The sequence below is a fragment of the Streptomyces platensis genome (assembly GCF_008704855.1).
Taxonomy (GTDB): Bacteria; Actinomycetota; Actinomycetes; order Streptomycetales; family Streptomycetaceae; genus Streptomyces; species Streptomyces platensis.
In genome coordinates, this window is record NZ_CP023691.1 from 5,669,437 (window position 1) to 5,682,385 (window position 12,949).

At 67.9% G+C, this 12,949-nt stretch carries 9 protein-coding genes and 1 pseudogene; 3 read left to right on the plus strand and 7 right to left on the minus strand.

Annotated features, from left to right (window positions below):
* Positions 1–20: 20 nt before the first annotated feature.
* On the minus strand, positions 21–770 hold the full coding sequence (locus CP981_RS25240) for a hypothetical protein (protein ID WP_085925035.1): 750 nt from the start codon (positions 768–770) through the stop codon (positions 21–23).
* Between the two features lie 222 nt (positions 771–992).
* Here CP981_RS25240 and CP981_RS25245 point away from each other — a divergent pair, with 222 nt between their 5' ends.
* The 3 genes from CP981_RS25245 (at position 993) to CP981_RS25255 (ending at position 4,578) form a co-directional block, all read left to right on the plus strand.
* Positions 993–2,348, plus strand: a complete 1,356-nt coding sequence (locus CP981_RS25245; RefSeq protein WP_085925115.1) for an NsdA family TPR-like regulatory protein — start codon at positions 993–995, stop codon at positions 2,346–2,348.
* A 1-nt stretch (position 2,349) separates the two neighbouring features.
* Positions 2,350–2,889 (plus strand): NUDIX domain-containing protein, encoded by a 540-nt coding sequence (locus CP981_RS25250; RefSeq protein WP_085925036.1) that lies wholly within the window; start codon positions 2,350–2,352, stop codon positions 2,887–2,889.
* A gap of 858 nt (positions 2,890–3,747) precedes the next feature.
* Entirely contained in the window at positions 3,748–4,578 is an 831-nt protein-coding gene (locus CP981_RS25255; protein ID WP_143658877.1) for a hypothetical protein, read from the plus strand.
* A gap of 347 nt (positions 4,579–4,925) precedes the next feature.
* Here CP981_RS25255 and CP981_RS25260 read toward each other — a convergent pair whose 3' ends face one another.
* The 6 genes and pseudogenes from CP981_RS25260 to CP981_RS25285 form a co-directional block, all read right to left on the minus strand.
* Positions 4,926–6,128, minus strand: coding sequence for a hypothetical protein (locus CP981_RS25260; RefSeq protein ID WP_143658878.1), 1,203 nt, complete (start codon positions 6,126–6,128; stop codon positions 4,926–4,928).
* Positions 6,129–6,252: 124 nt separating this feature from the next.
* Positions 6,253–6,986: pseudogene (locus tag CP981_RS39570) on the minus strand (CPCC family cysteine-rich protein).
* Positions 6,987–7,116: 130 nt separating this feature from the next.
* Positions 7,117–8,454: a hypothetical protein gene (locus tag CP981_RS25270; protein ID WP_085925038.1), complete on the minus strand. Its 1,338-nt coding sequence runs from the start codon at positions 8,452–8,454 to the stop codon at positions 7,117–7,119.
* Positions 8,451–10,436 carry a hypothetical protein gene (locus CP981_RS25275; RefSeq protein WP_085925039.1) on the minus strand — a complete coding sequence of 662 codons (1,986 nt, stop codon included), beginning with the start codon at positions 10,434–10,436 and terminating at the stop codon, positions 8,451–8,453. The genes CP981_RS25270 and CP981_RS25275 overlap by 4 nt, the downstream gene beginning before the upstream one ends.
* Positions 10,433–11,227: a toll/interleukin-1 receptor domain-containing protein gene (locus tag CP981_RS25280; RefSeq protein WP_085925040.1), complete on the minus strand. Its 795-nt coding sequence runs from the start codon at positions 11,225–11,227 to the stop codon at positions 10,433–10,435. Before CP981_RS25280 ends, CP981_RS25275 begins: the two co-directional genes overlap by 4 nt.
* Positions 11,228–11,531: 304 nt before the next feature.
* Entirely contained in the window at positions 11,532–12,785 is a 1,254-nt protein-coding gene (locus CP981_RS25285) for a helix-turn-helix domain-containing protein (RefSeq protein WP_085925041.1), read from the minus strand.
* Between the last annotated feature and the right edge of the window lie 164 nt (positions 12,786–12,949).

Genomic DNA, 12,949 nt, shown 5'->3' on the forward strand with positions numbered 1-12,949 from the left:
AGCCTGATCGGGGGGGTGGGTTACGCGGCGGGGTTCACGCGGTGGGCGTAGACCTGCTCGATCCAGCCCGCCTTGAAGTCTGCGAGGTCGTCGCGGAAGTCGGCCATCGAGGCGCCGTAGGGCGCGACGACACCACCGGTCTGGTCCGGTACGGACTGGCAGCCGTGCACCAGGCGTCCACCGAGCGCGGCGTGGGCCTTGATGGACTCGATCCGGCGGTGCTCGTTGAACCAGCCGCCGTGGTAGACCTCGTCGAGCATCCCTCCCATCTCGTCGCTCAGGTCGAAGACGACGGAGGTGGCGGCGGGGAAGAACCAGCACGGACCGACGTTGGAGATGTGCCCGTCCAGTTCGACCTTGTTGAGCGCCATGAGCGTGGCGGCCTCGCGGAGCATCCGCAGGTGGTCAGCGGTGATCTGCGGGAGTCCGAGACCGGCCAAGTGCTCGTCGCGGAAGAGGTAGGCGTACACCTCGTACGCGGTGGCCAGGACGCGAGCGGCGTCAGAGGTGGACTCGCCGTGGTTCTTGATGAAGTCGAGCGCGAGCTGCTCGACCGCGCTCTCGGTCGTCTCGTCCACGCCGAGGAGCTGGGCTTTGACCAGCTCCCAGTTGGCCACGAGCCAGGTGTTCGACTCGAAGCGGAAGAAATACTCGGCCGGGTCGATGGTGATGCGCCGGCCGTCGACCTGGATGCCGGGCAGGCGGCTCCAGCGCGGGTCGAACGATTCGGGCAGCTCGACCGTGATGGCCGTGGTGTCGATGGTGGTCACCGTGTCTCCGTCTCAGATCGTCCGGGCCGGGCACAGGAATGCCCGAACCTGGTGTGGGCGTACGGAACTTCGGGGAGCCGCCTGGACCAAGGGGGAGCCTGGATCACGGTTGCGCCGTTCCGGGCGGCTGCTGATAAGTGAACCGGTGGTCACGCTCAGTGGGTACGGTGGAAGGCAGTTGAAGCGGTATACGCGGTTTACAGCTCCGGAGTGGAGGCGATCGTGGAGGCGCAGAGAGGCCCCAACTCCCGTCTGCGCGACGTCATCGACGCGGTCGGCTGCACCTACGAGGCCCTCGCCCGTGACGTGCGGCGCATTGCCGCCGAGAACGGCGAGATCCTCCAGACCAACAAGTCGGCCATCTCGCACTGGGTGAACGGCACCCGCAGCCCCTCGGGCCGGGTAGGCCAGTACCTCGCCGAAGCGCTGTCCCGCCGAGCGGGACGAGCGATCACTCAGACCGAGATCGGCCTACGCGCTGGCGAGGCCGAGGAGCCGGCGGAAACCGACCCCGTCCTCGCCGTCACCGACCTGGGCCGCGCCGACGTCGAGCGCCGACGTTTCCTCGCCATCGCGGCCTTCACCACCGCTGGCGTAGCCATGCCGCTCGGCTACGACCACGAGGCCACCGCCCGCATGCTCCGTGCCCGCACCGGCACGTCCGTGGTAGGCGCGGAGGACGTGGACGTCGTACGCCAGATCACCGCGGCCTTCAGCGCCGCTGACGAGTGCCTCGGAGGCGGGCACGGTCAGACCACCGTCACTGCGTACCTCGCCGACACCGCTGCCCCGATGCTCCGCGGACGTTTCCCCTCGGAGCCGTTACGCCGCGCCGCCTTCGGCGCCGTAGCCGAACTCGCCTATCTCGCCGGGTGGAAGCACCACGACCTGGGCCACGAGGGCGCGGCCCAGCGCTACTACCAAGTCGGTTACCAGCTCGCCTGCGAAGCCGACCCCAACGGTCACGCGGCCTGGATGATGCGCGCCCTCGCCCACCAGGCCCTGAGCCTCAAGCTGCCTCACCACTGCATCGACCTCGTCGAAGGTGCCCTGCGACGCGGCCTTGGCCACGTCGACGGCCAGACTGAGGCCCTCCTCCACATCACCCACGCCCGCGCCTACGCCGCCACTGACGAGAACCCCCTGGCCGCGCGCGCCCTGCTCGCTGCCGAAGACGCCCTCCTCCGCGATGACGGCCCCCAGCCCAGCTATTCCCGCGTCAGCGGCCCCGCCGCCGGCACCGTGGCCAGCCACACCGCCCGCACCCTCACTGACCTCGCCGACCACATCGGCACCGAACAGCAGCACCGCGAGGCTCTCACCCGCTGGGACCCGGACAAATACAAGCGCGTCCACGCCCTCACCCACGCTGACCTCGGCGACAGCCTCGCCGCCCAGGCCCGAGCTGATGAAGCGGTGGCCGCTTGGACCCAGGCCCTTGTCCTCATGGAAGGGATGACCTCCGACCGCACCCGCAAGGCGATCTCCTCGATCCGCTCCACCCTCGCGGTCTACCAGCGCCGTCGCGTCCCCGGTGCCGCCGATCTCGCCCGCCGCGCCCGCGAGGCCCTCGCCTAACATGCCCAACAACCCGCCCGACGAAGGGAACACCGTGGCCCAGCAGACCGACGACCGCTCCCAAGCCCTCAAGCCGGCGCTCGACTCGATGACCCTGCTGGTCGCGGCCGTCATCGTCCACGACAGGGCCACCAACCGCGTCGTCCTCCTCCAGCGCAGCGAGAACGCCAAGTTCGCCCAAGGCATGTGGGACCTCCCTGTCGGCAAGAGCGAACAGGGCGAGCCCATCACCGAGACTGCGGTGCGCGAGCTGTATGAGGAGACCGGCCTCACCGTGAAGCCCGAGTCCCTAAAGGTTGCCCACATCATCCACGGCGCCTGGGGCGTCGAGGCCCCCAACGGCTTTCTCACCGTCGTCTTCGCTGCCCACGAATGGACCGGCGAACCGGAAAACCGCGAACCTTGCAAGCACTCTCAGGTTCGCTGGGTCGACGCCGGTGCCGTCCCCGAAGCCTTCGTTGACACCACGGCCAGCGCGCTGGGGAACTACTTGTCAAGCGGCCAGGAGATTTCCTTGCAGGGGTGGGAGCGAATTTCTTGAAGGTCTTCGAAGGCGGTGGGAAGGAATGGATCTCGGCAGATGGATAGCGATGGCGAAGAGAGATCACGATTCATTCGTGACGCATATGATGCAGTGCCGGCGATTGGGCACGGCCGGCGTTGGTACGATCTCCCCTATAGGGGGCTCTCGGCTCTTTCGAGGTCGTGGCTGGGGCAGCGATTCCCTCTTTCTTGGCGCCAAGCGCTAAATTTCGGCGTCAATTATCTAATTCCGTTTGATGAGCACAGGCGGAATATCGCATGGAGCCGGGATGACTCGTCGAGAAATCTGACAGTACCGGATGCGGAAGTTGTCGAAAATCCAGCGATTTGGCTGGTGGAATTCTTCCCGCCAAGTGAATTTGAGAGGCTGAAGAGGTCTCTGCGGCGGAATTCGTGGGATCGCCGCCGGGTCTGGAGTGGGATCGGGCAGGGGAATCAGGAGTATCTGGAGAGGTCTCGGGGAAACTCCGGCAGCTCCTGGTGGCGTCTGGGCGAAGTGCACTCTGCCACTGCATCGTGGTATCACCCGGATGGCGTGACGCGAAGACTGCCATGGCGGTTTTCATCCATCGAGCTGACGGCGATCCAGATCGGAGGTGGGCTGACAGCAGTTGTTGCCTGGTTTCGGATGTCATCCGCTGGGTCTTCATGTGTTAACTCGGTTTGGCACGGACCTCATGAGCCGCGGATGGTGATGAGGCCGGGACGTCCTCGGGCTGAGAACCGCCTTTGGGCTGGCCTCGGCGTCACTCAACAGGAAAGGGCGTCGCTGCACGATGCGGCTCGCGCATGGCTTGCGGAGCACTGTCCGGGTTGGTTCGAAGCCAAGAGTGTGCCTCAGCCGACCATTGACCTTATGTTGCTGAGGGAGTTTGATCCGACCGACCCGCAGGCTGACGCATCTCAAATGAGAGACCCCTTGAGGGCGCTAGGGGTAACAAAAAGCGAATTCAGGCACTGGGTGTCAGATGATTTTCCTCGAATGCTCTTGGAGTCGGTTGATGAGGGCTTGTGCCCTGCTCTGAGGAATTGCTCGACGCTCTGGGGTGGCGTGCCTCAAATCACGTCTGAAATTGGGGACCTCCAATTTCACGGAGGGGCAAATCCTTCTGGGCTCGCGGGGTATGTGGCAATGCGTATAAACGGCCTCGCCGTCCTGTTGGGTGTCTCGCATATGATCGACGCCATGTCGCAGGAACGTGCCTCTCTGCGAGATCGTGCCCGAAATCGACACGGAAGATTCTCGGGCAAGAGGCTCGCATTGCTGCGCGATGATTTTCTGACTGCGAGTCTTGACTTGGCAAGCGTCGAGCGAGACGTACGCTTGCGAAATGCGTCGCATTCCTCTTTTGAGGAGGAGGCTGAGGTCGTAGTAAGGGACTCCCCCGCCCTGGAGGAGCGCCTCCGACTGGCTGGGCGCGATGCGAGGGAGCCGCAAGGTCTTAATGCCCTGATTAGACGCAACCAGGAAAATCTGCTCGCCGAGCTACTTGAGGCTGACAAGGGGTACCGAGAAATCCTGGCTGCAGTCGCATCGATGGGTGCTTCAATCGACACATTCAGAATGGGGCGGATTGCCCTGTTCGTTGCGGCAGTATCGCTCCTCGTCTCTGCTGTCGCATTGTCTCTCGCTAGCTACAGCGAAGAAACTGTCATCAGTCGCTTGTGGCAGTACCTGACAGAGTAATTGCGTGGTTGGGCAGAGCCGGAGCGCGCTAGATGAGTTCGGCACGGCCGGTCGAGAGGCGGGCTGCGGCTTGGCAGGCCCCGTCACTGGGCACTCTGAGGCGGTAGATCAATGCGCAGCAACTCTCCGTTCCCCTGGGAGCGGGGAGAGGGGGATGAGGGCGAATCGGTGCCAGCCCCGCCTGGGCTGCTGCTGGTGCTGCCTGTGCCGCTGGCGAGCGTCAACAACAGGGTGGCTACTGCCACGCCGACCAGGAGGGCGGCGCCGAGTCGCTCATCTCTGTACGCCTCGCGTACAGAGATGACGACCACGGCAGCTATCAGAACGACCGTGAGTGCGTCTGGCATTCACGCCTCCGGCCGTTCGTCTTGGCCGCTATGACCGGCTGAGGTGCCGCCGATTGGGCCGGCTTGGGGGAGTGCATTCCTATCCGAGAGCTCCACCTGTCCTGGCGTGACTCCGTCGGGCCGCTGGATTTGGGCCCTGGCGGAAGCGTGGCGGGCGGTGTGTCGGTCACCAAGTCGCTTGAGCTTACGGCGCACCCGCTCACCCAAGGCTTGTGCGTCGAGGCCGGCGTACTTGCGGTGGCCGGGACTGATAAGGGCGTCAAGGGCCAAGACGCCTGCGGCGGCTTCTGCCCAACTGGTGGTGCCCGGCTGAGACCAGGTCAGTGCGACCGCCCGTTCCAGAGGGGACAACTGATTCAGAACACTGAGTACGCGCGGGTCGTCGGGCAGTGTGCCTCCGAGGGCATCGGCGGGGTCAGGACCGCTCGCTATGAGATCGCCCAGAGTTAGGCCGCTATCGAGGACGGGGACGTCAAGGCTGAGCAGCCGCTCTCCGGCACAGCGCCGTCGCCATAGCGGGGTGAGCTGGCGGTGGATCTCACGTACGTCACGCATCAGTTGGTCCAGGGCACCGCGGCGGATGGTGCCGTGGGTGTAGAGAGTGCTCGCCCATCCGCCCATTAGGGCGGTGGCCACCGGCTCCTGCCAGCGGGCTCCCCGCCATAAGCCCAGGTCGGAGGCCATGAACCTTTCGACGAGGTCCATGTTGCCCAGCGCGGCCTCATTTCGAGCCTCCACTGCCCGTGCAGCCTGCAAGGCTTCGCCCCGATAGGGGGTGCGAGGCCATTGGCCGTCATCCCCATGCCCCCAGGTCCGGACGATGTCACCTGGGGAAAGCCTGGAAATCGTTGTATCGATGAACAGTCGCCCGGCCAGCAGGCGGCCGCCGACCTGCTCGGTGCCGAAGTAAAAGTACGAGCTGTCCCGGATGCCGTTCCCGGGGCCGGTGTAGGCGATCAGATCGTCCTCCTCCAGCTTGGGGTGCCCGGTGACGGACTCGGAGGCGGGCGGGACGAGCACCGGTTCGGGAAGGTTGCTCCATCGTCTGATCAGTCCGAACTTGGCGTAGTAGGCGTCAAGGTCCTCATCGGGGGATACGGCAGTTTCCGATGCCGCGGTCGAGTCGTCCGAATCGGGTGTCTCGGCCGCGTCGGTTCCTTCAGGGGCTTCGGGTGGCACAGGTCCAGGCGCTTCGAGTGTCATGGGTGGTGCCTCCAGGAATAAAGGTCGAGCCTGTCTCCCTTCGGCCCCCGGAGCCTCGGGAAGCGGCAATTAATCCCTCCATCCATCACGTGATGTGCATCACACCTGGATGTGTCATCGATGACTAGCTGGCTCTGAGGACTCGTCCCACGAGGGGCGGCCGCGACCGTCCCTCGGCCTTGGCTGTCACGTCGGTCCGGCTGGTAACTCCCGTGCGCCGCCAAGGCACGGCATGGTGCAGGTCATTGGACTGCCGCGGCATGGTGAGTGGGGAGTCTGCCGCGGTTGCTGACGTTGGGCTCGCCTGTGCCTTCAGTTCGTCATGTGTAGCCGGGGGCACGGAGCTGGACGAGGTACTGACGCATTGGTCCCACAGTCCGGTGGCGTCGCCCGTCCCAGGTAAGCGCGGCGCAGGGGTTCGACCGCGCCGGCGCTCTCCAGGGGCAAGGGTCGCGTCGCCGCGGATGGCGACCAGCCGCGTGCGGGCACCGTAGGGGTCGTCGTCACCGTCGAGCCGTTGGATGAGGGCCTCGATGGGGAACGTCATGATGCCGCCGGGGGCGCTGAGCCAGAAGGTGGAGGGCCACCAACAGAGCACCGAGCGGTCATCGGGCCATGGGGCGCGGTCCTCGGCCGGAGGGCGGACGTACTCTCGGCCGTGCTGGTCGCAGGCGCCGAAGTCCTGGTAGTTGCGCTGGGCCTCTATCTGAGAGAGCTTGTTCGCGCCGCCGTCCATGGTCGGCCAGCGGAACTGGACCCCGTCGTCCTCCCAGAAGCAGACGGGCAGATCTCGTAGGAGCCGGGCATGTCGTCGAGCACGCGGTGCCCGCAGCAGGGACAGGGATAGCGGTCGCTCACCTGCGATCAGAAGGGGCCTGATCTTTCGAGGTCAGGCCCCTTCCGACCTGCACTGTTTCGAGACGGGAAAGGGCTCCCCTGCCGCGGGGTGCGGCGAGGGGGAGCCTCGGAGAGCCGACCGTCTACCGGATCAGTTCCCGTCCTCGTCCCGTGTGCGGGGTTCGGCGGGCCGGTGCGGGCTGTGCGAGGGGTCCCAGAGGTGTGGAGACGTCATGTGGCCCTCGCCCGTCTCCCACTGGTCCCTCTTCCTTTCGTTTGCGCTGCTCTCCGCCGTCCAGGGCGTGAACGTGTCCGCGCCCGCGTCAGCATTCGGGTCCGCGGCCGTGTCGGTGAACGGCGGGCTTTCGGGGTCTGGAGAGCGGGGCGGCCAAGGTCCCGTGGTGTCCTCCTCGTCCGAAGGCTCGCCCTCTGGCTCCTCGTCGGGGGCCAGGCCAAAGGCCTGCCTGATCTCGTCGGCGGCCTCGCCCAGCCCCGTCGCCCTCAGGAACCGCATCACACGGTGTACGAACACCGTGTACCCGTCCATGTCCGGCTTGAGGCCCGCAGCCGTCAGCAACAGGCGCAGCCGATCCGAGACCCCCACTTCCTCCTCGCGGTCGAACGTCTCCCCTCCAAGGCCATCCTCGTCCCACGGCGGATGCCCGACGGTCGCCTCGCTCCGCGCGCCCACGGGCGGAACGAGCAGGTGGCGGAAGAGTTCGGGCACCTCCTCGTCGTTGGCCGCCGCCGCGATCTGGGCGAGCGGGCCGATCATGTCGACCGCCTTCTCGATCTCGTTCTCGTGACGGGCCAGCCACCACACCACCGCGCTGCCCGCGCTCTTGAGCACGTCGTCACCGAGGTAGCGCCGCTTGTTGCGCTCATGCTGACGCTCGTACTCCCAAAGCTCCTCGTCCTTGCGAAGGTCCTTGAACTTCCGCAGGCGCTCGCGGTCGGCGGGGGCGAGGGCCAGCGTCACATCGGCCGCCAGGGCCTTCACCCGTCCGCTCCGGTCCGGGAGCGGGACGCTGAGCTCCCCCTCCAGGAGATACCGAGCGAAGCTCGCCCGGCCGGGCTCCTCGTGGCGGACGACCTCCAGGGCCCGGCTGACGACCGAGGACACGGCGAGGGCCGGGGCGGCGCCGCTGGACGGTTCGGCATGGTCGAGGGTCGGCCTCCACCACACGGTGGCGGAGAAGAGGAAGTCGTAGCCGTCTGTCGCGCTCGGCAGTGCCGCGTCGACCACCCGCGTCTCCTGGTACGGCGGCTCCGCCGGCGTGGCGGGCGGCTCGGATTCCTCGGGCTCGTACGTGTCGGCTGACGCGCGGCCACCGCTGAGGACTGTCATCACGAGCAGCAGGGAGCCGGAGACCGTGACCATGGACATGAAGCCCCATAGCCACGCCGACCAGCTCAAGAGGTTTCCGAGCACAGCCGGTGCGAGGCCGCAGAGAGCGACGAACAGCAGGCTGGGAAGGCGGTGTTTCATCGTGCCTCTTCCGTGGTCCGTGGTCCGGCGTCCGCACGCTCCGCGGTCTCCGTGCGGGCGTACTGCGCGTGGTCGATGTGCTGCCAGAAGAGGGCGGCGACGGACGTCGCCCGGGAGGGGCGGCTCGTGGTTCCCGCCCAGTCGCAGGCGATGGCGTAGAGGCGGTGGAGAGCGGCCGCGCGGCCGCGCGTCGCGCCGACCATCACGCCCAGCGCCATCTCCCGCGTGCTGTCGGCCGCCGCGGCGGTCAGCCAACTGCTCACCAGCGGTTTCCAGAGCTCCGTCGGCGGCTGGGAGAAAACCGTCTCCCAGCCCAGGAACAGGTCCGGCCACGTGGGCGGGTCCGGTGCCCGCTCGCTCTTCAACAGCTCAGTGAGCAGCCCGAGATGGGGCTCCGCCCCGCGAGGCTCCTGATGCACCCTGTACCTCAGACGGTCGATCAGCAGCCGGTAGAGCCGACGGTCGCGACCGCCGAGGTCGAGAAGGGCCTCCCGGGCTTCGCGCGCCGCCTCCCCCGTCCGTACGGCGAGGTAGTGGAGCCGCACCATCGCCTGATGCGGGTGTGTCGCGCCGAGGCTCTGCCGGCACGCAACGGTCAGGACGCGGATGAGGCCGTCCGACAATGGGCCGGGCCTCACACACTCGTACACCCGCTTGCGGAACCATCCCCCGAATCTCTCGTGGCTGAGACCGAGTTCGAGGGCCGCCACGGCTCGCGAGTCGCAGAGCGAGCCGGTCGCGCTGCCCGCCCAGCGGACCACAAGGTCGAAGAGGTGGTCGGGCCGCCCGACGGCCAAGGACCGCTCGCCGAAGCGGATGGCGACGTTCACCCGGTCGTCGGTGGTCAGACCGGGGAGTCCGGCGGCACGGCCGATCCAGTCCCTGAGGTCGTCGCGCACCCCGGGGAAGTTCGCCCAGAAGTACCTCCGTACCGCGTCGGCGTAGGCCAGTCGCTCGAAGCGGAGCCGTCCGTCCGGGGCCCGCTCGATCTCGAGGGCCGCCAACCGCTCCCTGAAATCCGTCCGCGCAAGCTCGGTCGTCGCCTCTTCCTCGTGCCTCACCGTCTTCATCAGGCCGCGCCACGCCTCGTAGACGGTGTCGGCGAGGACCTCCTCGAACATCGCCGTCGCGAGCAGCAGGGCACGCTCGGGTGTGGTGCGGACCGTGGCCACCTGCCGGCCCACCTCACCGGCCCGGTCGGTCACCGCGTGCATCGCCTGGTCGAGCCATCCCGCGAAGCAGGTGCCGAACCGGCCGCTGTCGCGAGCGGCCCTCACCAGCCCCGCGAGCCGCGCCAGTTCCCGCATGGGGGAGCCGGCGCACAGGCGCTGGAGGTCGGGACTCCCCAGATCCGCGGGGCGGAAGGCCATCCGGTCCATGCGGAGACACCGGGTGACGACGGCGACGCCCCTGGGACGTCCCAGCGTCACCGTGTGCGGTTCGAGTTCCGGCGCGTGGGCGTGCTCCATGCCGGACGGCAGGACGACGGCCATGTAGGCCCCCGCCTCCTGGACCTGTGACCGGAGCACGGCCACGTGGTGCTGGGCCTTGGCGTACTCCGCCTCGTCGGTGATCCCGGAGAGGTCGAGGAGGAAGCGGTCCCCCTCCCCGGGGGCGAGAGGGACCTCGTCCGTGCCCGTGGCGGGAAGCTCCTCGAACCGGTCCCCCTCGTCGTCGCCCTCGTCCTCACCGAGCCCGTGCAGCAGCATGATCGCTGCGGCGCGGCGGCCGCTGCCGGGTGGAGCCTCCAGCAGCGCCACCGATCCGGGCTTCTCCAGGCGGTCGGCGGCGATGCGGTAGCCCACCGGCGGAACGAACCGGTCGGCCAGGCGCACCCGGTCCTCGCGGACGATCCGGAGGGACTCGACTCCTTTGCGGATCATCCAATCCGCGCCGGCGCCGTAAAAGACGTTCTGGGGTCCCACGCCGTTGTTCACCGGGCCACGCGGATCGTTGACGGTGACGCGGTCCTGCTCGGTCATCGTCCGTCGTCCGAGTGCCGGCGCTCGCGCTCGAAGCGCTGGTGGACCGTACCGCTGTTGTCGCCCGCCGTGAACTGGAGCCCGGTGTTGTCGCCCTCGAAGTGAGGTGCGTTGTACTGATGGCCCCGACCGGTGTTCACAGGTCCCTGCGGCTCGTTGACGAAGGTGCCGGACAGGTCTCCGTTGAGGTTTCCGATGCCGCCGCGCACGCGCTGCTCGAAGTCGCGCGTCCGTATCCTGGTGTGGCCGGTGTCCCGGGCCGACTTCTCGCGGGGCTTCGCCTCCGCCCGCTCCCGCACCGCACGCGCGTCCCGGTCCACCGCACCCAGCTCGGGCAGGAGCCGGGCGAGGGTGTCGCCGAGCGCCGTCAGGTCCGATTCGGCGTTGCGGTGGTCGAACCGCCTGTACTGGCAGTCCGCCAGCTCCAGCAGATCGTCCGGAAGGATGGCGCGGTCGATCCTCGTGGCCTTTCCGACGAGCACGGGGATCACCAAGACCCCGCGGCCGAGCGCGGTCTGGATCTCGCGACGGGTCCAGTCCTGCTCGGCTTCGAGGGCGGGGCGACCGTTGGCCCCCCGCACTTCTGCCCAGCGCGGGCCGATCACGGCGAGGAGAGCCTCGCACTCCTCCACCGCCCTGACCAGTTCCACCGGGAAACGGCGTCCGGGCTCGATCGAGTTGCTGGCCAAGAAGATCCGCTCGTCGCCGAACCGACGGGCGAGTTCCCGAGCGATCATGGTCGCTGCGGACTCCTCGTCGCCTGTGCGGTAGTTGACGAAGACGTCGGGCATGAAGGTTCCCTTCGTGAGGAAGACGAGGTGAACGGGCCCGGCCGCGGTGGACCGGGGCTCCGGTCCGCCCGGGCCATGAGGTCCCCTGTGTGACGGCATGGCGCATCCACGGGGACGTGAGGATGGAGGGGCGGCGCCTAGTGCGTCACTGGTCGCGGGCAGCCCGAAGAAGCCGGGGTCGCGATGCGACGCGTCGAGCGGTAATCAAAGGGTCCCGCCGGGATCGTGGGATCCGGAGGGCCGGAGGGACCAGGTAGTCCGGCGAGCCGGGCGGCTCGAGTCTGTGTCGGTCGTGGAGCGGCTGTCAGCCGTGCGCTGGGGCGAGTACGCGTGCCAGCGCGGGCTGCAGATCACGTACGGCGCGGCTGCTCCGGAACCGGGAGAGTTCCCGTGCGAGACGCCGGACGTCGCTGTTCACCGTCGCCGAGGGCACGGCCGGCATCACTCCCAGGAGATCTCCGGCGATCGCGCACGCGTGCTCGACCTCCCCAGAGGCGGCATGGGCCAAGGACCGGCGGAAGCCGTACCGGGCGCGGGTACGCAGCGCATGCGGCGGGAGGCGGCGGTACTCCCGGTCGAGTACCTCGGCGGCGGCCTTGGGGCGGCCCAAGTCGTGCAGGCACCAGCCGGTCGACATCGCCGCCGGATCGCTCACATGAGAGGTGCCGATCACGAGCTCGGCGCCATTGCGGGCGTCGTCGCTCGCGAGCAGTTCCCGTGCCCTGTCGAGGCTGTGGAGGCACTCGGCTTCGTTGCCGACGAGCGCGTGCCCCTGGGCCTCCCGTTGAGCCGCGAGTCCTCGGATGCGCGGCGGGAGTTCGCTGCTCTGCGCGCGGCGGGCCAGGGCGACGGTGCCAGCGGCGTCCCCGCCGTACATTGTGACCAGGGCACGTCGCACCAGTGCGTAGGAACCGAGGTACGGGTCACCCCCGGCGCGCGCCAGTTCGGCGGCCTCGCCAGTCCAGCCGAGTGCCGCGTCGCTGTCCCCGGCCTCCTGGGCCATCCATCCGGTGAACTCCGCGAACCGCGAGGCAAGCAGGAGCGCAGGGGCCCGGGAAACGGACCGGGCGTCGGCGGCCAGCCCGGCGATCATGCGGGTTTGCGTCTCCAGCAGGGGCAGCAGGACCTTGGGCGCGGTGGACTGACCGAGCTTCCGCAGGTGGTCGAACTGCATGCGGAAGGAGGGCAGGAGGGGGTCGTCGGTGGAGGACAGCGCCTGACCGCCGAGTTTCAGGCCGAGGTCGATCAGCGCACCCGTCCCCGCCGAGAGGACCGCCCGGCGCCCGACGAGCCAGCGGCTCGGACCGGCGGGGGATTCGGTGGTGCCAGAGTCCGAGTCCGTCTCGGGACGGGTGATCAGGCGCTGCAGCTCGCCATCCGCTCCGAGGAAGGCGTCGCACCGCCGGGCTAGTTCCGGGGACGCGGAACGCTCCCCGCGCTCGACCTTGCTGAGGTGCCCCTTGTCGTAGTTGAGCGCCACGGCGAACTCAGTCAAAGTCAGCCCCGCTTCCACTCGCAAACGGCGAAGTTCCGGGCCGAAACGTAAATTCGTGCTCATCATCAACCTCCCCTTGAACAGTGACCGCGAGGGTCGTCCGCCCTCACGGGAACCGTCATCCGACGATCACCGGGCGACACGAAACCCGATGACAAACACCCGCTGTGACGGCATCGTTTCGCTTCGCATCCGAAAGTGAGTCTGGCACGACGCGCGCCTGGAGA

What these genes read in the sequence shown, in the direction of transcription:
- CP981_RS25250 (WP_085925036.1), top strand. Translation starts at nt 2,350, where the DNA reads ATGCCCAACAACCCGCCCGACGAAGGGAACACCGTGGCCCAGCAGACC.
- CP981_RS25255 (WP_143658877.1), top strand. Translation starts at nt 3,748, where the DNA reads ATGTTGCTGAGGGAGTTTGATCCGACCGACCCGCAGGCTGACGCATCT.
- CP981_RS25260 (WP_143658878.1), bottom strand. Translation starts at nt 6,128, where the DNA reads ATGACACTCGAAGCGCCTGGACCTGTGCCACCCGAAGCCCCTGAAGGA.
- CP981_RS25270 (WP_085925038.1), bottom strand. Translation starts at nt 8,454, where the DNA reads ATGAAACACCGCCTTCCCAGCCTGCTGTTCGTCGCTCTCTGCGGCCTC.
- CP981_RS25275 (WP_085925039.1), bottom strand. Translation starts at nt 10,436, where the DNA reads ATGACCGAGCAGGACCGCGTCACCGTCAACGATCCGCGTGGCCCGGTG.
- CP981_RS25280 (WP_085925040.1), bottom strand. Translation starts at nt 11,227, where the DNA reads ATGCCCGACGTCTTCGTCAACTACCGCACAGGCGACGAGGAGTCCGCA.
- CP981_RS25285 (WP_085925041.1), bottom strand. Translation starts at nt 12,785, where the DNA reads ATGAGCACGAATTTACGTTTCGGCCCGGAACTTCGCCGTTTGCGAGTG.